Below are 23683 nucleotides of genomic sequence, written 5' to 3'. Positions count from 1 at the left end.
TAGTCTGCTGATTTTCACCACGAAGGAGATCAGGAATGCCGAAACGGAAGCAACATCACCCGGAGTTTAAAGCTAAGGTCGCGTTAGAGGCGCTGAAGGGCGAAGAGACCGTCAGCGAATTGGCCAGTCGGTTCGGTGTCCATCCGACTATGATCCATCAGTGGAAACGGGCCTTGTTGGAAGACGCATCTGGTGAACGAAAAGCGGATCAGACGGCTGATGCGGTTGATGGGCCTTATGCCGATCTATCAGAAACCCAACACCAGTAAGGCGGCCAAGGGGCACAAGATTTACCCCGACCTGTTGCGAGAGCTGCAGGTCGGTCGACCCAATCAGGTCTGTTGCGCCGACATCACCTATCTGCCAATGCGGCGTGGCTTTCAGTATCTGGTTGCCATCATGGACTGGCACACGCGCAAGGTTCTGGCTTGGTGCATCTCAAACACATTGGAGGCCGAGTTCTGCGTCGATACTTTGAACGAGGCGATCCACAAGTTCCGCCCACCTGAGATTATGAACACGGATCAGGGCAGCCAGTTCATGTCATTTGCCTGGACGGATCAGCTGCGTCAGTCAAATGCTCGAATATCAATGGATGGCAAAGGCCGCTTCCTCGGCAACATCTTCGTCGAACGGCTGTGGCGATCCCTGAAATACGAGTGCGTCTAGCTGTATGCCTGGGAAAGCGGCTAAGAGGCCAAAGCGGGCGTCAGTAAATAGATGGAGTTCCAAAATCACAAACGTCCGCATTCTGCCTTTGGCGGGCGACCACCTGCCTGGCCTATTGGCAGAGAATTGAAGCACCAACCCCGATCAACAGGTGCAAAAAGTAGCTTAACTCACGCTAGATTTCGTCCAAAGATTGGGGGAGTAGCTCAGTAGCGCGCACCCATGTGAGTTCCATTTCGATTGCATCGGTTTACGGGGGCAGGGTATCTCATCTTCGCTCCAGTTTCATCAGTTCATCCCGGAAGGCTTCGGCCGGTGTCCTGTAGCCCAGACATTTGCGCGGTGTGGCGTTCAGGCGCGCGCAAATCGACCCTATATATCGATTTGGAAGCGACAGCAGAGCGGTATCCCGAGGCAGGTATCTGCGCACCCGTTTGTTCATGTTCTCGACGGAGCCCTTTTGCCACGGAGCCTGTGGATCGCAGAACCACGATTTGGTCCCTATACCTTTCTTGAGCTCGCGCCAGGACGTGAACTCGAACCCACGATCAAAGGTGATCGAGCGGCGCGCCTCAGCGGGCAGGGGTGACATCTCATTGATCAGCTTGTTCATCAGGGGCCGCGACTTACGATCATTGTTGCGCAGTAAGACCGTATAGCGGGTCTTACGTTCGATCAACGTAGCGACATTGGCGTTACCCTGAGCGCGCTCAAAGATCATCAAATCACCTTCCCGATTGCCAAACTGGCTGCGGTCGTTGACCTCCTCTGGACGGTTGTGGATGCTTGTTTCCAAGGGGAAAACCTCACCACGTGCCTTGCGAGCATAGCGGGGTTTACGCTTCTTCTGACGCGCTGGCAGATAACGGCCAAGCTCTTGAGACTGGCCGCTCTTGGAATACACATATTGATAAATAGTCTCGTGGCAGATCCGATGTGGCGCGCGCGGTTCGATCTTGAGCCGACCTGCGATTTGTTCCGGCGACCAACCGTCTTTTAGTTTGCCAATCACTTCATCGCGTAGATCCTCATGTTGCTCCAATTTGCGGCGCTTGAGATGGCGCCGATCCGCGAGCGTCTGCGCAGTCACGTGCCAGTACCCGTCAGCTTGGGGAACTTCCTCATCATGCCACCAGTTACGCTTGATCTCGCGGTGGATCGTCGAACGGCTTCGGCCAAGCGTTTTGGCGATCTCAGTCTTCGTGGCGTTCGCCTGAAGCATCGTCGCCAAGATTCGACGTTCATCCATGTTCAATTTGTGGTAGGGTCGTCTCATCACATCCTCCTGATCTGCATCAGAAATTTATCTAGTGATGCAATCCAAAATGGAATGTGCCCCAGCCACATGAAGTATTCACATAATGAACATTATGTAAAAGCAGATGGTAATAATTGGCAGCACTTTCTGGTTCGCACGCTCCTATTCCACAAGGTCTTTTAGATACTGTCCATAATCGTTTTTCTTAAACAGTTCTGCGCGCTTAAGCATCTCATTGCTGCTGATCCAACCTTGATCAAACGCGATCTCTTCCAGGCAACCTGTTTGCAGCCCTTGTCGTTTGGTTAATGTTCGAACGAAGTTTCCAGCATCTAGCAAGCTGCCGTGAGTACCCGTGTCGAGCCATGCGTAGCCACGGCCCATTCGGTTTACGCGCAGTGCTCCTTTGGCGAGATACATCTCTAGTAAGGATGTGATTTCCAGCTCGCCTCGCGGTGAAGGCTTCACTTGGCGCGCGAGTTTTGGCGCATCGCCGTCTAGAAAATACAACCCAGTGACCGCGTAGTTGGACGCGGGCACGTCCGGTTTTTCGACAATTGTTTGCGCAACGCCATCGTCGTCAAAGCCAACCACGCCATACCGTTCTGGGTCGGACACGTGATACCCGAAGACCGTACCGCCGCTTGTCTGTTTATCCGCCTCCGCGAGGATTTCAGGCAGCCCGTGGCCAAAGAATATGTTGTCCCCCAGCACCATTGCAGACGGTGCTCCATCCAGGAAATCCTCAGCAAGAATATACGCCTGCGCCAAACCATCCGGTGATTGTTGCACGATATAGGTAAGCGAGATACCCCATTGGCTACCATCCCCCAGAGTTCGCCGAAACTGTTCTTGGTCCTGCGGTGTCGTAATCATTGCGATATCGCGAATACCTGCAAGCATGAGGACAGAAATCGGATAGTAAATCATCGGTTTGTCATAGATCGGCAGCAGCTGCTTACTTATTCCCATCGTGATCGGATAAAGCCGCGTGCCAGAGCCACCTGCGAGAATAATGCCTTTGCGGTTGCTCATGCTGTGGCCCTCAAATTGGTAAGAATGTCTGTTAGGCTATCGCGCCAGTCAGGGCGCTCAATGTCAAACGTTTCAAATGTGGCGTTGCAATCCATACGGGAGTTGAGCGGCCTGACTGCAGGTGTAGGATATGCGCTCGATGGAATATCAGTGACATTACACGACAGATCTGATTGATCGAAAATTGCACGTGCGAAGTCGGCCCAGCTGCAATCGGGTGCTCCTGAAAAATGATAGGTGCCGGCCTTGTTCGGACTCGAAACCAATTGCATCGCAATCGCGTGACATGTTGTGGCAATTTCTTTCGCGCCCGTTGGTCCGCCAATTTGATCGGCGACGACATTCAACCCGTCCCGCTCGGCACCAAGGCGTAGCATGGTTTTGATAAAATTGTTTCCGTGGGCAGAAACCACCCATGATGTACGCAGAATCGCATAGACGCTGTCCGCTGCACGCACTTGCTGTTCTCCAGCCAACTTTGAGCGTCCATATGCGCCCAATGGGCCAGTCGGATCGTTGGGCAACCAAGGCGCGTCCCCGCCGCCTTTAAATACATAATCGGTCGAGATTTGTACGAACGGGATACCCAGGTTTGCGCAAGTCCGCGCCATCGCACCGGGTGCTTCGCCGTTGACCACGGTCGCGAGGGTTTCTTCTTCTTCGGCTTTATCGACAGCCGTATACGCAGCTGCATTGATAACGGCGGTTGGCTTGTGCGCGAGAATTGCAGCGGAACAGTTTTCTGGTGAGGTCAAATCGGCCTCATCCCTGCCAAGGCAAACAACGTCTGGTAATTGCGCCAGTTCACATGCGACCTGCCCCGTTTGGCCAAAGACCAGTATCGTCATGCCTTTGTCCCCAGCCGGGAACCGACGCCAACGCGGGCCTGCAATGCACGCCACCAATCTTCGTTCTCAAGGTACCACTGTACGGTTCGTTCCAGCCCCTCCTGCAGCGTTACAGATGGGCGCCAGCCAAGCTCATCGCGGATTCGAGACGGGTCTATCGCATAGCGCATGTCATGGCCGGCACGATCCTGAACATAAGTAATCTGGTTTGAATATGGGCTGTCTTTCGGACGCTTCTCATCAAGGATGCTGCAAATGGCGTTCACAAGATCGATATTCCGCGCTTCGTTCTCACCACCGATATTATAGCTTCGACCCAACGCGCCCTTCTCTAACACGAGCAAAAGTGCGTCTGCGTGGTCTTCTACAAACAACCAATCACGTACGTTCAAGCCCTCACCGTAGACAGGAATTTCCCTCCCTGCGAGAGCATTCAGTATAACCACTGGAACCAGCTTTTCAGGGAAATGATACGGGCCGTAGTTGTTCGAACAATTGGTCAGCACCACTGGCAAGCCATAGGTTTCATGCCAAGCACGCACGAGGTGATCACTGGCCGCCTTAGACGCAGAATATGGCGAACGCGGGTCGTAACCGGTTTCTTCCGTGAACAACCCTGTTTCACCCAATGACCCAAACACTTCGTCTGTTGAGATATGATGAAAGCGGAATGTGACCGGTTTTCCTGCGCTTACCCAATAAGCCCGCGCTGCTTCAAGCATGTTGTAGGTTCCGGTAATGTTGGTGTCTACAAAATCCCCGGGGCCGTCGATAGAACGATCAACATGGGACTCCGCTGCCAAATGCATAACCATGTCCGGCTTGTGTGCATCAAACGTCGCATCCAGCGCAGCACGATCGCGGATGTCTATGTGGGCAAATCTATAGAGCGGGCTTTCTGCCACCTCCGTCAAACTTTCGAGGCACCCAGCATAGGTCAGCGAATCGAGGTTCACGACCTCATGGCCGCGGCCTATTGCCAAGCGAACAACTGCGGACCCAATGAAACCCGCGCCCCCAGTGACCAGAATTTTCATGATACGTCCTGTGCAACAAACGGGCTTTCAAAATTAGTCATCCACTGTGCCTTTTCATCCTTCTCAGACAAGACCGCAGGGCCACTTAGCCCCCAGTCAATTCCGAGGTCCGGATCATCAAATCGAACCGCGCCATCACAATCAGGCGCATAATAGTCGCTGCATTTATAGATAATTTCGGTATCGGGCATGCGTGTCGCAAAACCGTGCAAGAACCCTTCAGGAATAAGCAACTGCAACCCGTTTTCTGCCGAAAGCTCATACCCAACCCATTGGCCAAATGTTGGGCTACCGCTACGCACATCAACAGCCACATCAAAAAGCGCACCTCGCCCACAGCGCACCAGTTTAGCCTGCGCTGACGGAGGCGACTGGTAATGTAACCCCCGTACAGTGTTCACTGCAGCGGACACCGAATGGTTATCTTGAACAAAATCAAAATCGATGTCGTGAGCCAACATTTTTTGACGGTTCCAGCTCTCGGAGAAAAAGCCTCGCGAGTCACCAAAACGTGGTGGATTGATCAGAACCACGCCTTGAAGCTTTGTCAGAGTAATAAAATTCATAAAATTGTTCTAGTTTTTCAGCTATCTGCTTTGCGTTATACAGTATCTCAACTGAACCCTTCCAAGTTCGAAAATCTGTTCGTTTTCAAGACATTCTTTTGATTAACTTTGCTCTTCATTATCCCCAAGTCGAGAGACTATTTCCACCAACTTCATTGAAACGCTTACTTCAATAGAGAACCGCTCTAAACGTATCTTTGACTGATTTGATCTAGATACGCGGACATCTTTGAGTTTTCCAGTTCAGTTTCGAAATTTTCTCAACTTCAACCAGCATTCCAATCATGTATTTGCAATGCATGTGACTGGATCTGTCGCGCTTTCGTGCCGCCTCAAGTGCTCGTTTAGACCACTTTCTTTTCGAAAACGACGGGGCTTTTCTAGCCCAGTGCTGAGTGGCGGCGGCGTGGATTATGGAAGCCGTTGATTTATTCGAAGATTGCCATCTCAGCCTGCCGCCGCGTTTCCCATGACCGCCGCCAGATCAGTTCGGCTTTGATGGTTTTGAAGAAGGTCTCAACGGAAGCATTGAAGCTCGTATATTCGTCAAGCAGCAATTTGTGTTATTTTTGGCACGCAAAGCTGTCTGTAGATTTCGCGAACGATGTAGCGTTTCAAACAACGAATGATTTCGCTTTTGTTCTTTCCGCCTTTTGTACGTTTCTTGACATAAGCACGAGTCGGCTCGTTGCTTCGCATCCTGATAATGGCCACGCGATCAAGGGCGGCGCTGGCCTGCCTGTTACCGCCGCTATTCAATCGGAAGCGGTGTGTTTTGCCGCTGGATGAAAGGATTGAGCAAACACCACAAAGCTTTGCAAATGCTGCTTCTGAACGGATGCGCGTTGGATCGTCGCGGCTTTGTTGCATAAATCGGGTGAAGGGCGTTTTTCCCCTTGCCCCAGACAGCCTTAGCCTACTGCCTCTGTGACAGGTATGCCAAGAGCGGTGTAGCGGTTGAGGACGGCGATGCGTATTTGGATTTCAGCGACCTGCCTTTCGAAGTCCCGCGCCATCAATGATTGGCCAAGTAATTTCATACAGTGCATCTTTGTCTCGACGCGGCTTCGGCGGTGATATCCGCTCCAGCGTCGCCAAAGGGTGCGACCCAGATATCGTTGTGCATTGACCGCATCATTGCGAGCAATTGCTCCATCGCTCGTCGGCTTCCAGGGCTTGGCATTCTTGCGCGGTGGGATCACCGCATGGGCATCTCGTGCTGCAATCGCCTCATGGCATTTACGGGTGTCATACGCCCCATCTGCGGTGACACTGCCGATGTCCTGATCGGGAGCGATTTGGCTCAGCAACTCGGGCAGCATGGGAGCATCGCCGATGCTGCTGCTGGTGACTTCGACTGCACGAACCTCCAGCGTTTCTTCGTCGATACCTATGTGTATCTTACGCCAGATGCGGCGTTTTAAACCACCATGCTTGCGCGCATTCCACTCGCCTTCACCTTCGGCTTTGATCCCCGTGCTGTCGATGAGCAGGTTCAGTGGACCTTTGGACCCACGAAAAGGCAGGCTTACGTTCAGAGTCTTCTGGCGTCTGCATAAGGTGCTAAAATCAGGTGCTGCCCAATCCAACCCGACCAAACGCAGCAAGCTCTGTACGAACCCAGTTGTTTGACGGAGAGGCATGCCAAACAGGACCTTCAGTGTCAGGCATGTCTGGATGGCGGCATCACTGAATTTCTGTTGCCGACCGCGTTTGCCGCTTGGTGGCGGAGCCCAATCCATCTCAGGATCAAACCAGATCGACAACGATCCACGTTGCTTCAAGCTGTCATTGTAAGACGACCAATTCTTGGTCTTGTACTTCGTAGGGGCCCAACTGCTCATGCATTCAGCTATCACGCTGGATTCATACAGTGAATCCCTACAACCGATTTGTGCAACAAAGCCGAACGTTACCGAAAGATCGCGCCCAACGTTCCAGCTCCAAATATCCCTTCGGATTTGCCGGAATAGAACGTGCAGCCAAACGGGTGCCTTGCGTATCAATCGCAACAGCGACGTGGCTGGCTTTATGCATATAGATCCGATGATAACTGGATGTGTTGTCTTCATGATGCCCTCATTGCTAAGAATGCCCAGGCACCGATCTGAGAGGACAGGACTGTGATGGGGTGTCCCCGTCAGGCTCCTTGAGGTCACATCTCGCCCGTTGCCGGGGTGACTTGACGGTCGACACGTCAACGCAATGACACGTAGTCAATCGTAGCATTGGGTCAGGCCATCAAGCCGCAATACCATACTCACAATCATAGCAATTGCCTTTGTCGTTCATGGACACCGTGAAGCCGTGCTGTCGCTGGATTTTCTGATAGTCGTGAGAACAATATTGCGCGCAGGTCCGTGTGGGGGATGCAGCTTTTGGGTGGCGCACGGAGTGCGATAGCCATTTTCAACGCACTAATAGCCATGTCCCGTTTCATCCGATTTGAGACAGCCCAGCCGATCACGCGGCGTGAGTGCAGATCCAGAAGCGAGACCTCGTCCGCCATTGGTCCGAGGACAATGGTCGAGCGCCAGATACAACTAGCCTTCGCGCGTCCATACGTAGCTGATATCGGACGCCCATTTTTGGTTGGTCTGTTCAGCCGTGAAGTTCCGATCCAGCAAGTTCGGCGCCATGTTGATTTGTGGTCGCTATCCGTCGCGACCTTGTGGTTGCGTGTTCTCACAACTGATATGCCGTTCTGACGCATCAAACGGCCAACACGGCGATATCCGATATTTAGGCTGATCTCTTTGAGTTCCTCAGTCATACGTGCCCGAGCATATCTGTTTGATTACTTTTTGGTCTTTAATGTGCGCCAGCGTGACCAGATCAGATCGTTGCTGGCGGCAGGCTGGTCGGATGCGGAAAGCCCGCAACCCACGCACGCTTACACCGACAACATGACATAAGCGCTTGGCCGGAAAGCTATACGGAGTTCTTCAACAAACCTAAATCTCATTGCTTTAGGCCCGCGAAGAACTGGGTAACGTTATCGCCTACATTTGATCCACTGGATCAATTGCTTCACGGCGCAACTTTAGGATGTCTCTCTCTCCTCCTTGAGGATGCGCACCTCGCGTCGACATCCAAACGCCAAGATCGTCGGCCACCTACTGGCGTGTCAGCCCGCTGGTCAGCGCAATACGCACCGCATCTTGGCGGAATTCGTCCGTCCGTTTCAGTCCCATAGTCAGTCTCCTTTGTTGCAGTTAATGCTATCAAAGGAGTGACATCAAACCGCGACAGGTCCACTTTTGCTCCACGGCCCGCAAAAAAGATGTGATTTCGGTTGTGTGAGGGTGGCAGGAAATAGCAACGTATGACATTTGCGACAAATGACCCGTAGATTAGATCACACAACCCGTCAATCCATCGCCAAAAAAGTCAGGGAGGGTGTTCGCCCGCAGGTGCTTGCGCGCGAATATGGCGTCACGGTGCGCACGGTTTACCGTTGCGCGCAGCTCATGCGGGAAATCCAGGTCGAGAGAGGTAGCAGGACCGAGGTTATTGTATGCCGTGTCTCACCTACGGACCTCGCCCAGTTCGACGCCAAGCTGAAAGAAGCAGGCATCCGCAACCGCAGCGAAGCGCTGCGCAACGTGATCCGTAACACCAATGGCATGGCGATGCCCGATGCGGATCTGGCCGAGGCATTGTTGTCCATGAAGGGTGCGTTGAATAAAGTTGGCAACAACGTGACACAGATCGCCAAGCGAATGAACCATGCTAAAAACCAAGGACAACCTCTGCCGTTCGCAGAAGATGACCTGTTGGAGATGAGACATCTCGCGAGGCTTGTTTTGGATTTTGCAGATGAGGCTGATCTGATGGCCAGAGGTCGAAGGGCCTTGTTGGAGTTGGAGATTTCTGACGAGCTAAGGCGGATGGCCGAGCGTGGTGTTTAGGCCCACATCACCACCTTGCAATTCCCTGCCTTTCCGTATACCGCTGCATACAATCATTTCGCCCGCTCAGGCAGTACGCTGATGTTGGGCCAACCACGCCACATATAACTTAGAAATCGAGACGATTATGAGCCTTTATGCAGCCTACCTAGAAGAAATTGAAACACGTAAAAAGCAGGACCTGAGCCCGAAGCCGATTGATGGTGCCGAGCTGACGCAGGAAATCATTGCGCAGATTAAGGACAAGGGTCACGAGCACCGTGAGCAGTCCCTTAACTTCCTGATTTATAACACGCTTCCGGGCACAACCAGCGCGGCTGGCGTTAAGGCGCAGTTCTTGAAAGAGATCATTTTGGGTACTGCTGATGTGCCGGAAATCTCAACCGAGTTCGCGTTTGAGATGCTGTCGCACATGAAGGGCGGCCCGTCTGTTGATGTCTTGCTCGACCTTGCGCTCGGTGATGAAGCAGCGATTGCTGGCCAAGCGGCTGACGTGTTGAAGACCCAAGTGTTCTTGTATGACGCTGACACCGATCGTCTAAAAGCTGCTCTAGATGCGGGCAACGCTGTCGCGCGCGACATTCTTGAAAGCTACGCCAAGGCTGAGTTTTTTACCAAGCTGCCAGACGTTGAAGAAGAAGTTAAAGTCGTCACGTATATCGCTGGTGAAGGCGATATTTCGACCGACTTGCTGTCGCCAGGCAACCAAGCGCATTCGCGTGCTGACCGTGAATTGCACGGCCAATGTATGATCACCCCAGAAGCACAGGTGGAAATAAAGGAGCTGCAAAAGCAGCACCCTGACAAGCGCGTGATGCTGATTGCTGAAAAAGGCACGATGGGCGTTGGCTCATCCCGCATGTCTGGTGTGAACAACGTCGCCCTTTGGACTGGTAAGCAGGCCAGCCCCTATGTGCCATTCGTGAACTTCGCCCCTGTTGTTGCGGGTACGAACGGGATTTCCCCGATCTTCCTGACGACTGTTGGCGTGACCGGTGGTATCGGTGTCGATCTGAAAAACTGGGTTAAGAAGGTCGATGAAAACGGCAAGCCAATCCTGAACAATGACGGCAACGCCGTACTTGAGGAAAAGTATTCTGTTGCGACGGGCACGGTTCTGACCATCAACACCAAAGAGAAAAAGCTGTTTGATGAGACCGGCGAGGAAGAGCTGGTGGACATGTCCCCCTCGTTCACGCCGCAGAAGGTCGAATTCATGAAGGCGGGCGGGTCTTACGCAATCGTCTTCGGTAAGAAACTGCAAAGCGTGGCCTGTGAGGCGCTGGGGATTGAGCTTGAGTCAGCTTTCGCACCGTCCAAAGAAGTGGTTCACGAGGGCCAAGGCCTGACGGCGGTTGAAAAGATCTTCAACGCGAATGCTGTTGGTGTGCGTCCAGGCGCGACCCTGTATGCCGGTTCTGATACCCGCGTCGGCGTTGATATTGTCGGATCCCAAGACACAACTGGCCTGATGACCAGCCAAGAGCTTGAGGCGATGGCCGCGACTGTGCTGTCTCCGAACGTCGATGGTGCCTACCAGTCTGGTTGCCACACGGCGTCTGTGTGGGACTTCAAGGCGCAGGAAAACACGCCAAAGCTGATGGCGTTCATGCATAAGTTCGGCCTGATCACCGCGCGTGACCCCAAGGGCGTTTACCACGCGATGACCGACGTTATTCACAAGGTGCTGAACGACATCACGGTTGACGACTGGGCGATCATCATCGGCGGCGACAGCCACACACGTATGTCTAAGGGTGTAGCGTTCGGCGCTGACTCCGGCACGGTGGCGCTTGCGCTGGCAACGGGTGAGGCGACGATGCCGATTCCTGAATCCGTGAAGGTGACGTTCAAAGGCCAAATGGCCGACCACATGGACTTCCGCGATGTGGTGCACGCGACGCAGCTGCAGATGCTGGAACAGTTCGGCGACAACGTCTTCCAAGGCCGCGTGATTGAGGTTCACATCGGCACCCTGCTGGCTGACCAAGCCTTCACATTCACCGACTGGACCGCAGAGATGAAGGCGAAGGCCTCTATCTGTATCTCCGAGGATGAAACGCTGATCGGTTCGCTTGAGATTGCGAAATCGCGGATCAATATAATGATCGAAAAGGGCATGGATAACGACGTTGAGATGCTCAAAGGTCTGATCGCGATTGCCGATAAACGCATCGCCGAAATTAGGTCCGGTGAAAAGCCTGCGCTCGCGCCGGATGACAACGCCAAATACTTCGCCGAAGTTGTCGTTGATCTGGACGCCATCGTTGAACCGATGATCGCGGACCCTGACGTGCAGAACGCGGATGTATCCAAGCGCTACACCCACGACACCATCCGCCCAATTTCCTACTACGGTGCGGAAAAGAAGGTTGACCTTGGTTTTGTCGGCTCTTGCATGGTGCACAAGGGTGACGTGAAGATCGTCGCACAAATGCTGCGTAATCTCGAAAAGGATGCCGGTAAGGTTGAGTTCAAGGCGCCGCTGGTTCTCGCCGCCCCGACCTACAACATCGTTGACGAGTTGAAGGAAGAAGGCGACTGGGAAGTTCTGCAAAAGTACTCCGGTTTTGAATTTGACGATGCAGCGCCAAAAAACACCGCACGTACCGAGTATGAGAACATTCTCTACCTCGAACGTCCGGGCTGTAACCTTTGCATGGGCAACCAGGAAAAGGCCGCTAGGGGTGACACGGTTCTCGCGACCTCCACACGCCTGTTCCAAGGCCGTGTTGTTGAAGACTCCGGCGAAAAGAAGGGCGAGTCGCTGTTGGCGTCAACGCCAGTCGTCGTGCTCTCTGCGATCTTGGGGCGCACCCCAACGCTGGACGAATACATCGACGCGGTTGAGGGCATCGACCTGACCAAGTTCGCCCCACCGGTTGAAAAGCCAGCAGGTGCTAAGTCCGCACACTTCTAAACGTGGGACTTAGGCAAAACGAATACGGGGCGCATCTTTCGATGTGCCCCTTTTCATTTTCCGGAAAGGCGTAATTTCATCTGTGTGACATTTTACGCCAGTTGAGCGACGTCCATCCCGGCAGAACATTTTCCGATCTAAAGAGTCTCTCGGTTGGGAAGAATTTGTTAGGGCCCGGAGGCAAGTGGCTAGGCGGCTAAATGGATTGGGGTATACAACAACAGGAAAGAAACCCACAGTAGTGATACGTTCCAATACATTGTTATGAAACCGAAAATGGCAGTGTCGTTTTACAATTAGGTCCCGATAGTGCCGGGAAAATTCCAGATAAACTGAAAAGAGGAAATGCGCGTGACAAGTAAATTAGTTGTATTACTGGGAACTATCGGGCTAGCAGGGTGCGTCTCGGAAGGACCCACTTCCACAGATCAATCAACAAACGCTGTCTCGCCGAATGCGGCGCAATTTGCTTCGTTTGGACGCGCGGCTGGAAAGGCGTGCATTGCTCAATTTTTGGGTGAATCCAATTCAACAAGCATACTGAACAGTTCGGGCTACACTCCAGAACCAACCAGTGGCAGGCGTCATTATTTCGCGCGTTCAATTGAAGGTGGACGACGGTCAATTGGCGGGAAAGACATGGGCCGCACAGGTGTAGGATTACCATCAGAACCTGATCGTCATGGACGCCTCGTCTGCACTGCCAGCGTAAGTGGCTTCACGGAAGCCAACGGGAACGCGTTCTACCGCGCATTTCAGGCTGAATTTAACGCCTCATCAATCGCTTCATCTGTGAGCGTTTGGGGGCGATATGAGAATAATCGCACAAGTATCGGAGTACGATACACGCCGTAAAAACTCGTTGAATTTGAGTATGTCAGTATTGTTGAACTGGTCAGTGCTTAAGCTTTAGCAGGCTCAGCATGATCTGGAATGTGATACCCACTGGCATACTCAGCCACGAGCGCGCGAACCTCTTCGGTATTCGCAGCGTCAACAGCTGCTTCGAATCCCATCAACATCCGTGCTGTCATGATTTCGCTGTGCTTCTCTTCTTCGGCCCGCAGGATCTTTTCGTGGGGCGTTTCAGTCAAAGATGCATTGTCGATTAGCAGCTCTTCATAAAGCTTCTCACCGGGGCGCAGGCCGGTGACTTTTATCTCAATCCCGCCGGGGTTGGTCGGTGATTGAACGGTCGCACCGGACATTTCAATCATGCGGCGTGCGATGTCGATGATGCGCATCGGCTTGCCCATATCCAAAACAAACACATCGCCGCCCTTGGAAAACGCACCAGCCAGCAACACCAGCCGCGATGCTTCTGGGATGGTCATGAAAAACCGCGTAACGTCAGGGTGCGTAACGGTAACAGGGCCACCATGTCGAATTTGCTTTTGAAACAGCGGCAGGACTGACCCGGAAGACCCCAGCACATTCCCAAACCGCACCATCGAAAAGCGCGTTTTGACGGACCGTGTCGCAAGGTCTTGCAGAACAAGTTCCGCCAGACGCTTGGTCGCGCCCATGATATTCGTCGGTCGCACGGCCTTGTCGGTGGACACGAGAATGAACCGCTCAACCTCGGCCGCCATCGCAGCTTCAGCCAGCGTTTTAGTGCCAAGGATATTGTTACGCGCGCCCTCAATCTCGTTTTCTTCGATCAACGGCACATGCTTATAGGCGGCGGCGTGTAGGACGATCTCAACGTTCTGGTTCTGCAAAACATCATCTACGCGCTGACGGTCACAAACAGACCCAAGCCGCGCGACGACTTCGACGTTCTTTTGCGCGGCCCCTGCCCTAAGCGCCGCTTCAACTTCGTACAGCGCGTATTCGCTCTGCTCAAACAGCACGATGCGTTCGGGGTTACATTCGAGCAGCTGTTTGCACAATTCAGACCCGATTGAGCCCCCTGCCCCCGTCACCATCACAGTACGCCCCGCGTATGATTTCGCGACGACAGGCAAATCAAGGTTCACCTTCTCGCGCCCAAGAAGCGCCTCTGGCGCGACAAGTTTAAGCTCTTTGCTGCGGCCAGAAATTAGGTCGACAAAGGATGGTAGAACTTGGATTTCGACGCCCAGATCGCCCAGCTCTTCCACAATGCGCGAAATGCCTGCTTGGTCCATCGACGGGATCGCAACCAGGACGCGGGAAACCTGCCCGTTCGCCACCATCCGTTTCAGTCCATCGCGTGAACGAACGCGAAGGCCGGCAATGTTAAGGCCGCGATACGACGGGTCATCATCGACGAAGCAAACTGGCACAACTTCAGGGCTCTGGCGCAACGCAGACGAAAGCTGAATACCCGCGGCCCCTGCCCCAAAAATCGCGACAGGCGTCGCAGTGCGCGACTTAGCGAGCTGTTGTAGCCCGAGAATTGCACCTACGCGTCCAAAGAAAGAAAGAATAAAAAACGAGACCGCAAAAATCCCCGGAATCGATCTTGGCGACCCGATGCTCAGTGCGACGCTGGCTAGCGATGCGATGATAGCAAGAATGCCAGCTGCAGCGGCGATCCGCAGCGCGCCGCGAAAATCCAGCGTCGAAAGCTTGATCCATGGCAGGCGGCAAAAGACGATGATGAAGGGCGCGGCGGCAAATGTTGTCAACAGAATCGGCCAGTCCGCCGACAGTCGCTCAAACGGAACTGCCGTTCCGTAGCGCAGCACATAGGCTGCATAGAGCGCGATTGGCACCAACAGAATATCTGCGGTCAACAAAACCATGCGCTTCATCCGGCGGGGCAATGCATTCAGCATAGAACTCGATCACTCTCTACAAGGGGCTGATTTTTAATAAACTTCTTAGGTGCATTTGTCTACTTACGTGAGGGTCAAGCGGCGGTTGACCGCGCGGGACTAGGCGTTTGATGTGCGGAACTCACTAGATATGGTAGCGACACCGCAATTAATCCTTGCCGGAATCACAATTATCCGGCAACTAGTTACGCAAGCAGAAGAATAAAACGTTTTCCGCCGTAACAACACGCCCCAAAGAGGGCCACGGCCAAGAAACGAAGGTGAGAGACAGGCGCTATTCGTGCAAAACAGTCTCTATTCCGGCGGAAACGGGACGCGAGGACGAGATGAAAGACCATTCCGCACGGATTGATACGCTAGTTGGCGATCACGCTGCACGCTTGTCAGCGCAGTTGCAACAGCACCGTGCCCAACTTTTCCCGCCAGACGCGCGTCGGTCTTTGCGTAAATTCACCAGTGGTGAGGTCGCGGACCTGTTGGGCGTCAAGGATGCTTACCTGCGTAAGCTCCACCTTGATGGCAAAGGCCCCTCGCCCGAGATCCGTGCGGCCGGTCGTCGGTATTACTCCCCTGAGGACATCCAAAATCTGCGTGAGACGCTTGAAATAGGCACTAAATCACCAGGAACCTACCTTCCGGGGCGCCGGGACGGAGACAAACTTCAGGTGATTACGGTCATCAACTTCAAAGGTGGCTCCGGCAAAACGACCACTGCAGCACACCTCGCGCAGAAGATGGCGCTTGATGGCTACAAAGTCCTCGCCATAGACCTTGACCCACAGGCCAGCCTGTCTGCCTTGCATGGGTTCCAGCCGGAATTTGACCTGCTGGATGGCGGCACGCTTTATGACGCGATTCGTTATGAGGATCCTGTCCCTCTGTCGCAAGTGATCCAGAAAACCTACTTCACCAACCTCGATCTGGTACCCGGCAACCTCGACTTGATGGAGTTCGAACATGAGACCCCGCGTGCGCTCGCAGCCCGTGACGGCAGCCTGTTCTTCACCCGCGTAGGCGAGTGTTTGGCTGAAGTAGAGTCTGATTATGACGTCGTGATCATGGATTGCCCGCCGCAATTGGGCTTCCTAACCATGTCCGCTCTGTCTGCGGCGACTGCTATCCTTGTCACTGTCCACCCGCAAATGCTCGACGTGATGTCGATGTGTCAGTTTTTGCTGATGACATCGAACTTACTTGGCGTTGTGGCCGATGCGGGGGGCGATATGTCCTATGACTGGCTGCGCTATGTTGTGACCCGCTATGAACCAGGCGATGGGCCGCAGAACCAGATGGTTAGTTTCATGCGATCTATGTTTGGTGAACATGTTCTTAACCATACTGTGTTGAAATCAACGGCTATTTCAGACGCAGGAATCACTAAGCAGACGCTTTATGAGGTGGAAAAGGGTCAGTTTACCCGAACCACCTATGAACGCGCCATGGAAAGCCTGAACGCTGTGAATGGCGAACTCGAAGATTTGGTTCAGGCAGCGTGGGGGCGTGGCGATGGCGCGTAAAGACCTTCTTAAAGGATTGATGACTCCGGTTGCGGATGGGGACACCCCTGCCCCGCACCCCACACGCGTTGACCCTGCCCGCCCACGCTATGCCACCGGCGCGATTGGCGCCGTTAGCGAGTCTATTGCAGCCTTAAAGAGCCGTGCGGTGGTCGATTTGGACCCGAACCTGATTGGTGCGGGTGGTCTAACGGACCGGCTTGAGCATGACAGCGACGAGCATGCGCGCCTGATGGCCTCCCTTAAGGAGTACGGGCAACAGGTTCCCATTTTGGTGCGCCCGCACCCTGATGACGCGGACCGTTACCAAATCGTTTATGGCCGCCGTCGTGTGTTGGCTTTGCGCGATTTGGGTTTAGACGCAAAAGCGATGATCCGCGATCTCGATGATCGTGCGTTGGTCATGGCGCAGGGTCAGGAAAACACCGCGAGGCGCGACCTCAGCTTTATCGAGAAATGTAATTTTGCACGTCAGATGCAGGCCGCCGATTACGACCGCAAGGCGATCTGCGATGCGTTGAACGTGGATAAAACCCTTATCTCGCGCATGCTGTCCGTCGCGGACCGGATCCCGATCGATGTGATCGAAGCGATTGGAGCGGCGCCAAGTATTGGTCGTGACCGGTGGCTACAGTTCGCTGCGAACTACGAAACAATCACTGTTCCTGCGGAAGACATGGTCGGTGAGATCAACATTGGCGCGACTGGCAACGCCTCCGAGGACCGTTTTAATGCGGCCTGGGACGCTGTGAATTCCGACACCGCGCCCAAGCCTAAACAGCCACCCAAAACGAACCCAAGTTCATCCCAGAAAGTCGTTAGCGAAAACGGCTTTGAGATCGGCAAAGTGACCCGTTCTGATGACAAGGTCACGATCGCCCTGCCCCGCGATGGCAATGGCGGCTTTGACGATTGGCTGGCGGACAATTTAACCCAGATTCACCGCGATTGGCTGAAACGCCCGCGCGAGGAATAGGCGCATCCCGCGTCTGAGCAGTAACGAAATTTAAGGAGGCACATTAAGGCAGGCTAAAAAGCAAAAGCCCCCCAAGATCGAAATCTCAAGAGGCCCCGCTGTAATCTAGACAATTGCAGAATAGGTCTTCTCGTTGACTCCTGTCAACAACGTCCTTGGCGGCGAATGCATAAACTTGTCCGTGAAAAGCAATATGCACCACATTTCATCGACTCCCTTCGGGAGCCGGCAGGTAACGGCTGGCTTAATTCAAGCATTGGAGGCGGCTGAGGCGGCTGCGCCTTTGCCCCATGTGAACAAATGGGAGGTGTTTCGTCAGCTTTGCACGGCGCGTCATGCCTACAACCTCAGCGATCGAGATTTGACAGTTTTGAACGCATTGCTGTCGTTCCATCAGGGTAATTCGCTGGGCGATAATGCGTCGTTGGTCGTGTTTCCGTCTAATCGCGCCTTGGCAGAACGGGCGCACGGGATGGCCGAGAGCACGCTGCGCCGTCATGTTGCGGCGCTTGTACAGGCGGGCGTCATCGTGCGCCGTGATAGCCCCAACGGGAAGCGCTACGCGCATAAGGATCGCTCTGGTGAAGTGATGCGGGCGTTCGGGTTTGACTTGCGTCCGCTGCTCACGAGGGCAGGGGAGTTCGCAAGCAATGCAGCTGAGGCTGAGGCCGCAGCTGATCGTATCAAGGCCCTGCGGACTGATGTCACCTTGCTGAAGCGCGATGCGTTGAAGTTCGCTCTCTATGGGCAAGAAGAGGGGCTGAGCGGAGACTGGGACGGTGCGCTGGCGGACCTCATGGAAGTTCACAAGACGATGCGCCGTAAATTGGTGGCGACTGAGCTTGAGGAAATGGCCGCTGTTGCGAGTGAAATTCTGTCTCGTGTGACAGCTTGGTTATTCATTGAAACAGATAATATGAGCGGCAGTGACGACGATATTGAGCGTCCTTTTCAGAATTCAAATAAAGAACCTTCTGATTCTGAACTTTGCTTAGAAAAGCAAGAAGGTGAAGGGCAGGGGAGTGATGAACCGGTTCAAGTTGACAGCTGTCAACTTCCGCTCGCGCTGATCGTTAAGGCCTGTCCTGATTTGCTGCCGTATGCTGATGGGGAGATCAGGGATTGGCATAGTTTCGTGAGGGCCGCGCAGTTTGTTCGGGGTATGATGGGGATTTCACCGAGTGGATACCATGAAGCTAGCCAAGCGATGGGGCCGGAGCGAGCGGCCGTTGTGACGGCGTGTATTTTGCAGCGGATTAGTGAGATTAACAGTCCGGGTGGTTACTTGCGTAGCCTTGCGCGTAAGGCGCAAGAGGGGCAGTTTTCTGAGGGGCCGATGGTGATGGCTTTGCTGAACGGGGCGCAAAGTTGACAGCTGTCAACTTTTGCTAACCCCTCAAAAAGAAAGAGGCTGAGAATGAAAAATTTTGACTTTTGGCAATCTTTGCCATAAATTCTCAGCAGGAGGCCCATCATGGCGACAATGAACATATCACTTCCAGAGCAGATGAAAGCCTGGGTGGAACGGCAATCTGAGGGCGGACGTTTTTCCAACTCCAGCGATTACGTCCGCGACCTCATTCGCCGTGATCAGGAACGCAGTGTCGAGATTGAAGCGCTGCAAACCGCAATTGACGAGGGCAGGGGGCTTGGGCCGACGTCAACCTAGTTCGTCGCCTGAATGAAATAGACTTCGCCGTTGGGCAAGCATCGTGCGGCGGTGAGGCGTCCGGAGTGATAGGCACCTGTGTCCGTCGAAATCTTCGAGGCGCGTTGTTCGGGTGTATCAACAACGGTGTGACCGTGGGCGACCCAGATACCGTCAGTTCGGGCTTCGCGTAGGAACGCACCGCTGCCCCAAAGGAATGTTTTTTCGCTTTGGCTGTTCATCGGCAGTTCAGGGTTGGCCCCTGCATGAACCACCCAAAGGTTACCACTGTTCCAGCTTGTCGGCAGGGCGCGAATCCAGTCTTCCAAACCATCGGGCATCGCCTCTTTTAGCTGCGCACTAACCGCCATCAGTTCATCAGGTTGCATGATTTCTCGCGCACCGGGCACGCCGAAACTGGCGAGAGTCTGTAGTCCTCCGTGGGATAGCCAGCGTGCGCCGCGCTTTGCTGGATCATCGAGAAACTCGATCATCATGACTTCGTGGTTGCCCATAAGGCAGGTCACGCGATCAGGGTTTGCGCGCTGACGATCACGTAGCCAGATGAGGGTATCTGCAGAGTTTTCACCACGATCAACAAAGTCACCGACGAAGACAACTTGGTCTTCTGCGCCGAGCTTTTCATAGAGGCTTTGGGCGAGGTTCAGGCAACCGTGAACATCCCCAATAATACTAACAGGTGAGTCGGGTGCGCATGGGCGATCGTCCGCTGGTTTTGAAGGCGCGGATTTTTTCTTGAAGAAGTTTAACAACGTCTGCTCTCGCTTTGGGATGGGGCGGTCAAAATATCGAACGGATGGCACAATGAAGCTTGGGTATTTGTACTGAATTCTAATGGTTTTTGTAAGGATCAAATTTGGCGGCTTTTCCGTTTGGTCCAAGGCGGAATTTTGCCGTCATTAACGCTTTAAAGTTTTAGTATTGTTTGGTACGCCAGATGAAACTTACCGGAGAACCCGAACGTGCGTCGTTTTGCTGTCCTTTTCTTCCTTTCTTTGTCCGCATGTGGGGTTGCCTACATTCCCGCAGAAATCCGTCAAGGCGAAGGCGATGCGGCAGTTCAAGTTGTTCCTTTGACAAGTGTTTCCTTGCTCGACGCCAACCGTGGGTCACGCTATGTCCCGCGGCAGCTTCCGTCTGCATTTGATGCGACTGCGGGCATGGGGCAGGGGTTGCGCGGATTGGGTGCACTCCCCGAAGCACCGGTGCAAGCTGAGCTTCGTCCGGCGCCGTTGCAGTTGCGCACGCCGCCAAACGTAACGCGCGGGCCGTACCAGATTGGCGTTGGTGATGTGCTAGTTTTGGCCACACCTGCCGGGGGTAATTCAGTCGAAGAATTGAGCGGGCTTCTGGCCTCGCAGAACCGTCGCCAAGGCTACACGGTGCAAGATGACGGGTCGATCACGATCCCAGATGTCGGGCGTGTGCAAGTTGGTGGCGCGACGTTGAGTGCGGCGGAAGATGCGATTTTCAGCAAGCTCATTGAAAACCAGATTGACCCATCCTTCAGCGTTGAGATTTCGGAGTTCAATTCACAGAGGGTGTCCATTGGGGGTGCCGTGCGTGACCCTGCCGTAATTCCAATCCGACTTGGGCCAGTATACCTGAACGAAGCGCTGGCGGCGGTTGGTGGTGTTGAGACCGCGGATCCTGAGTTTGCGTCCGTGCGGATTTATCGCGGAGGTGAGCTGTACCAGATCCCGCTGGATCAGCTGAACAACAACAGCCAGTTGCAGCGGCTGGAGCTTTTGGATGGTGATAGCGTATTTGTCGACACCCAATTCCGGCTTGATCGCGCCGAAGCCTATTTCGAGCAGCAAATTAGAGTGGCCGAGTTACGCCGCTCTGCACGGACTGACGCGCTGAATGAGCTGTCTGCTGAGATTGCCATTCGTCGCGACCAGCTTGCCGAAGAGCGTAGCAATTTCCGTGACCGTCTAGAGATCGAAGCGGTTGAGCGGGATTACGTATATATGACCGGTGAAGTGGGCGAGCAGATCAGATTTGCGATGCCGTTCGAGCGTCAGTCGACGCTTGCGGACGCATTGTTTGAGGCGGGTGGTGTGGCGGAGTCCACAGGCAACCCTGGTCAGATTTATGTGCTGCGCGATGCGAACAACAACGGGCAGGTGACAGCGTGGCATCTGGATGGGTCGAACGTAGTGAACATGGTTTTGGCCACACGGTTCGAGCTGCGCCCCAACGATGTCGTCTTCGTCGCCGAACAGCCGGTGACCCGCTGGAACCGCGTCGTTCAGCAAATGGTGCCGTCGCTTATCCTTTCCGGTGTGAACGCGGCAACGAACTAACGTGATCCTTTCAAAGAGTTTTGGTTGATGGAAAATAGCAACGACGAAATTGACCTTGGTCAACTGGTTCGAACAGTCTGGCGCGGCAAGTGGTTGATTGCTGCTTTGATGCTGGTCTTTGGTGCGCTGGGTTTCCTTTATGCGACGAAGGTTGCTGAGCGGGTCTACGTTTCGACGGCGACTGTTTCGATCGAGAGCAACCAGTCCCAGGCCACTGATCTTGATGCACTGGTTGGAGGGCTTTCTGCAGAGCAGCCGTCTTTGAACACCGAAATCTTCCTGATTAGATCACGGCAATTGCTGCGTCGCCTTGTCGTGGCCGAAGACCTGACGAATGATCCTGAGTTCAACCCGCAGTTGGCAGAGGTCAGCCCGTTTAGTATCGCTGGTGTTCGCAACATGGTCTTGGGAGTGCCAGAGCCAAGGGCGTATTCCGAAGAAGAACTAATCCGGATTGCCGTTGATCGGCTGCGGGACAGGTTGACCGTCACCAACCCCCGGCAAAGTCTGGTGTTTGAGATTGGGGTGTCTAGTGGCTCAGCAGAAAAATCCACATCTTTGGCCAACGCGCTCGCTCAGACATACATCAACGATCAACTTCTCTACAAAGAGGAGCAATCTGTTGAAGCGATTGAGTTTCTTGCAGTGCGCACTGTCGAGCTTCAGAATGAACTGAATGAAGCTGAACTGGCGGTAAAGGACTTTGCCGCTGGGATTGAACTGGTGAGCCCAGAAGCGCTGATCGCTAAGAACAGGCAAGTGAAAGAGCTGCGCGATAGGCTGGTTGCTTTGGAAGCGATCATCACACAGCGGCAAGCCTTGTTGAGCATGTTTAACTCGTTTGACCCTGTCACCGCTACGCAAGACGATGTCGCCGACTTTGATAACCGTATTCTTGCGCAACTGTTCCCGACGATTGGTACGAACGCGGGCGATCGCGCGCGGTTTACCGACATGTTCGACCTTGAACGTGGTCGCGCGCAATCTGACTTGGAGCAAACCCAATCACAGAAAGCGACATTGGAAGTTGCAATTTCCAACCTTGAAGAAGAAGTAGCCAATGAGTCGCGCGACCTTCTTACACTGCAGCAACTTCAACGGGAGTCCGAAGCCACTGGGGAAATCTACGGATACTTTCTGACGCGACTAAAAGAAGCTGAAGTTCAACAAGGAACGCAGCAAGCGGATGCCCGCCTTTTGTCCCCCGCTGTTGAGCCACTACGCGCATCCAGCCCAAGAGTTATGATAATCACCGCCTTAACCGGAATATTGGGTGCAATGCTGGGCGCTGGCCTCGCCTTACTTCGCGAGATGAACAAAGGCGGCATTCGAACCGCCTCCGATCTACAAAAACTGGCTGGTCGATCTGTCCTTGGCCAGATCCCAATGGCCCCAATCAAGAAGCGCGACAAATTGCTGCCCTTCCTTAAAGCCAAATCAAACACACCATTCTACGAGGCTGTTCGAAACCTCAGAACATCTCTCTTGCTCGCCAACCCGAAAGCAGAACCCTGCGTCATCCTGATGACGTCCTCGGTGCCAGGCGAGGGGAAAACAACCACATCAATCTCTCTTGCGCACAGCCTCGCGGGCATGGGAAAATCCGTTTTGCTTATGGAAGGCGACATTCGCAAAAACACACTCGGCCAGTATTTTGACGGGGTTCAGGTCAAGGCGGTAGATCATGCGGACTCTATGACGTTTGCCGAGAGTAAAGTCTCCGTCGATGGGTTGGGGTTCGACCTCATGCTTGGTGTCCGGATGAAAGCCAACGCTGCAGATTTCCTTTCATCACAAGAGTTTAAAGACCTTATCGCAGAGGCGCGCGAAAAATATGACCACGTGATCATTGACGCCCCGCCTGTGCTTCCTGTGACTGACGCGCGTATCATCGGACAACAGGCCGACGCGATCCTATTCGCGGTTTCATGGGACTCGACGCGCACTGTGGTTGTGGAAGCTGGATTAGCAGAAATCTCCAATTCTGGCCTGAGCTTGACCGGATTAATCCTGACAAAGATCGACGGCAAGAAAGCCAAAAGCTACGGCGGTGCCACGCGCTATGGCAGCTACTATGGTGAGTATTCGAAGAGTTATTCGTAGGGTTGAGTAATTACGATGGCAAGCGCCGTTGCACGTAAGAAATCTTGGATCGGGCAACGAAGTGCATGTCTCGCCCGGAAAGCGCGGCTGTTTTTAGGCTTCT

18 protein-coding genes and 3 pseudogenes are annotated in these 23683 nt (G+C 53.8%); 10 read left to right on the top strand and 11 right to left on the bottom strand.

Features of this window, described 5'->3' with window-relative positions:
* Positions 1 to 35: 35 nt before the first annotated feature.
* Positions 36 to 269, top strand: coding sequence for a transposase (locus OCA8868_RS17060; RefSeq protein WP_370738007.1), 234 nt, complete (start codon positions 36 to 38; stop codon positions 267 to 269).
* Positions 175 to 717: pseudogene (locus OCA8868_RS16080) on the top strand (IS3 family transposase); the annotation flags it as partial. The gene OCA8868_RS17060 and the pseudogene OCA8868_RS16080, both read left to right, overlap by 95 nt.
* Before the next feature lie 220 nt (positions 718 to 937).
* On the opposite strand, the gene OCA8868_RS16075 reads toward OCA8868_RS16080, so the two are convergent.
* The 9 genes and pseudogenes from OCA8868_RS16075 to OCA8868_RS16040 all read right to left on the bottom strand — a co-directional run.
* Positions 938 to 1945, bottom strand: coding sequence for an IS30 family transposase (locus tag OCA8868_RS16075; protein WP_143849674.1), 1008 nt, complete (start codon positions 1943 to 1945; stop codon positions 938 to 940).
* A 144-nt stretch (positions 1946 to 2089) separates the two neighbouring features.
* Positions 2090 to 2962 carry a glucose-1-phosphate thymidylyltransferase RfbA gene (rfbA, locus tag OCA8868_RS16070; RefSeq protein ID WP_093997612.1) on the bottom strand — a complete coding sequence of 291 codons (873 nt, stop codon included), beginning with the start codon at positions 2960 to 2962 and terminating at the stop codon, positions 2090 to 2092.
* The gene (gene rfbD / locus OCA8868_RS16065) at positions 2959 to 3810 is read right to left on the bottom strand and encodes a dTDP-4-dehydrorhamnose reductase (protein WP_093997611.1); all 852 of its coding nucleotides are present in this window, start codon (positions 3808 to 3810) and stop codon (positions 2959 to 2961) included. The genes rfbA and rfbD overlap by 4 nt, the downstream gene beginning before the upstream one ends.
* The gene (gene rfbB / locus OCA8868_RS16060) at positions 3807 to 4847 is read right to left on the bottom strand and encodes a dTDP-glucose 4,6-dehydratase (RefSeq protein ID WP_093997610.1); all 1041 of its coding nucleotides are present in this window, start codon (positions 4845 to 4847) and stop codon (positions 3807 to 3809) included. The genes rfbD and rfbB overlap by 4 nt, the downstream gene beginning before the upstream one ends.
* Positions 4844 to 5413, bottom strand: coding sequence for a dTDP-4-dehydrorhamnose 3,5-epimerase (gene rfbC, locus OCA8868_RS16055; protein WP_093997609.1), 570 nt, complete (start codon positions 5411 to 5413; stop codon positions 4844 to 4846). Before rfbC ends, rfbB begins: the two co-directional genes overlap by 4 nt.
* A 380-nt stretch (positions 5414 to 5793) precedes the next feature.
* Positions 5794 to 5943, bottom strand: a pseudogene (locus OCA8868_RS16550) (IS3 family transposase); the annotation flags it as partial.
* Between the two features lie 16 nt (positions 5944 to 5959).
* Positions 5960 to 6283: a transposase gene (locus tag OCA8868_RS16050; protein ID WP_245848327.1), complete on the bottom strand. Its 324-nt coding sequence runs from the start codon at positions 6281 to 6283 to the stop codon at positions 5960 to 5962.
* 41 nt (positions 6284 to 6324) lie between these two features.
* Positions 6325 to 7257 (bottom strand): IS5 family transposase, encoded by a 933-nt coding sequence (locus OCA8868_RS16045; RefSeq protein ID WP_093997608.1) that lies wholly within the window; start codon positions 7255 to 7257, stop codon positions 6325 to 6327.
* Positions 7258 to 7678: 421 nt separating this feature from the next.
* Positions 7679 to 8607: pseudogene (locus OCA8868_RS16040) on the bottom strand (IS3 family transposase); the annotation flags it as partial.
* Positions 8608 to 8754: 147 nt separating this feature from the next.
* Between OCA8868_RS16040 and OCA8868_RS16035 the strand changes: the two are divergent.
* Together OCA8868_RS16035 and OCA8868_RS16030 are read left to right on the top strand one after the other, a co-directional pair.
* The gene (locus OCA8868_RS16035; protein WP_093997607.1) at positions 8755 to 9324 is read left to right on the top strand and encodes a hypothetical protein; all 570 of its coding nucleotides are present in this window, start codon (positions 8755 to 8757) and stop codon (positions 9322 to 9324) included.
* Positions 9325 to 9451: 127 nt separating this feature from the next.
* On the top strand, positions 9452 to 12244 hold the full coding sequence (locus OCA8868_RS16030) for a bifunctional aconitate hydratase 2/2-methylisocitrate dehydratase (RefSeq protein WP_093997606.1): 2793 nt from the start codon (positions 9452 to 9454) through the stop codon (positions 12242 to 12244).
* Between the two features lie 902 nt (positions 12245 to 13146).
* On the opposite strand, the gene OCA8868_RS16025 is transcribed toward OCA8868_RS16030, so the two are convergent.
* On the bottom strand, positions 13147 to 15006 hold the full coding sequence (locus tag OCA8868_RS16025; protein WP_093997605.1) for a polysaccharide biosynthesis protein: 1860 nt from the start codon (positions 15004 to 15006) through the stop codon (positions 13147 to 13149).
* 326 nt (positions 15007 to 15332) lie between these two features.
* Here OCA8868_RS16025 and repA point away from each other — a divergent pair, with 326 nt between their 5' ends.
* The 4 genes from repA to OCA8868_RS16005 all read left to right on the top strand — a co-directional run bounded on the left by repA (position 15333) and on the right by OCA8868_RS16005 (position 19168).
* Positions 15333 to 16523 (top strand): plasmid partitioning protein RepA, encoded by a 1191-nt coding sequence (repA, locus tag OCA8868_RS16020; protein ID WP_093997604.1) that lies wholly within the window; start codon positions 15333 to 15335, stop codon positions 16521 to 16523.
* Positions 16513 to 17499 carry a plasmid partitioning protein RepB gene (repB, locus tag OCA8868_RS16015; RefSeq protein WP_093997603.1) on the top strand — a complete coding sequence of 329 codons (987 nt, stop codon included), beginning with the start codon at positions 16513 to 16515 and terminating at the stop codon, positions 17497 to 17499. Before repA ends, repB begins: the two co-directional genes overlap by 11 nt.
* 193 nt (positions 17500 to 17692) lie before the next feature.
* Positions 17693 to 18871 (top strand): plasmid replication protein RepC, encoded by a 1179-nt coding sequence (gene repC, locus OCA8868_RS16010; RefSeq protein WP_093997629.1) that lies wholly within the window; start codon positions 17693 to 17695, stop codon positions 18869 to 18871.
* Between the two features lie 102 nt (positions 18872 to 18973).
* On the top strand, positions 18974 to 19168 hold the full coding sequence (locus OCA8868_RS16005) for a type II toxin-antitoxin system ParD family antitoxin (protein ID WP_093997602.1): 195 nt from the start codon (positions 18974 to 18976) through the stop codon (positions 19166 to 19168).
* Here the strand turns inward: OCA8868_RS16005 and OCA8868_RS16000 are convergent.
* A complete protein-coding gene (locus OCA8868_RS16000; protein ID WP_245848324.1) occupies positions 19165 to 20022 on the bottom strand; it encodes a metallophosphoesterase in 858 nt (285 codons plus the stop codon). The two genes, OCA8868_RS16005 and OCA8868_RS16000, sit on opposite strands and share 4 nt — an antisense overlap.
* Positions 20023 to 20130: 108 nt before the next feature.
* Here OCA8868_RS16000 and OCA8868_RS15995 point away from each other — a divergent pair, with 108 nt between their 5' ends.
* Both OCA8868_RS15995 and OCA8868_RS15990 read left to right on the top strand, forming a co-directional pair.
* Positions 20131 to 21477 carry a polysaccharide biosynthesis/export family protein gene (locus OCA8868_RS15995; protein ID WP_179214882.1) on the top strand — a complete coding sequence of 449 codons (1347 nt, stop codon included), beginning with the start codon at positions 20131 to 20133 and terminating at the stop codon, positions 21475 to 21477.
* A 27-nt stretch (positions 21478 to 21504) separates the two neighbouring features.
* Positions 21505 to 23580, top strand: a complete 2076-nt coding sequence (locus tag OCA8868_RS15990; RefSeq protein ID WP_093997601.1) for a GumC family protein — start codon at positions 21505 to 21507, stop codon at positions 23578 to 23580.
* The last annotated feature ends 103 nt before the right edge of the window (positions 23581 to 23683 follow it).

The organism is Octadecabacter ascidiaceicola (assembly GCF_900185015.1).
Taxonomy (GTDB): Bacteria; Pseudomonadota; Alphaproteobacteria; order Rhodobacterales; family Rhodobacteraceae; genus Octadecabacter; species Octadecabacter ascidiaceicola.
Note: the sequence above shows the minus strand (reverse complement) of the source record. Positions and strands in the feature narration are given on the sequence as shown.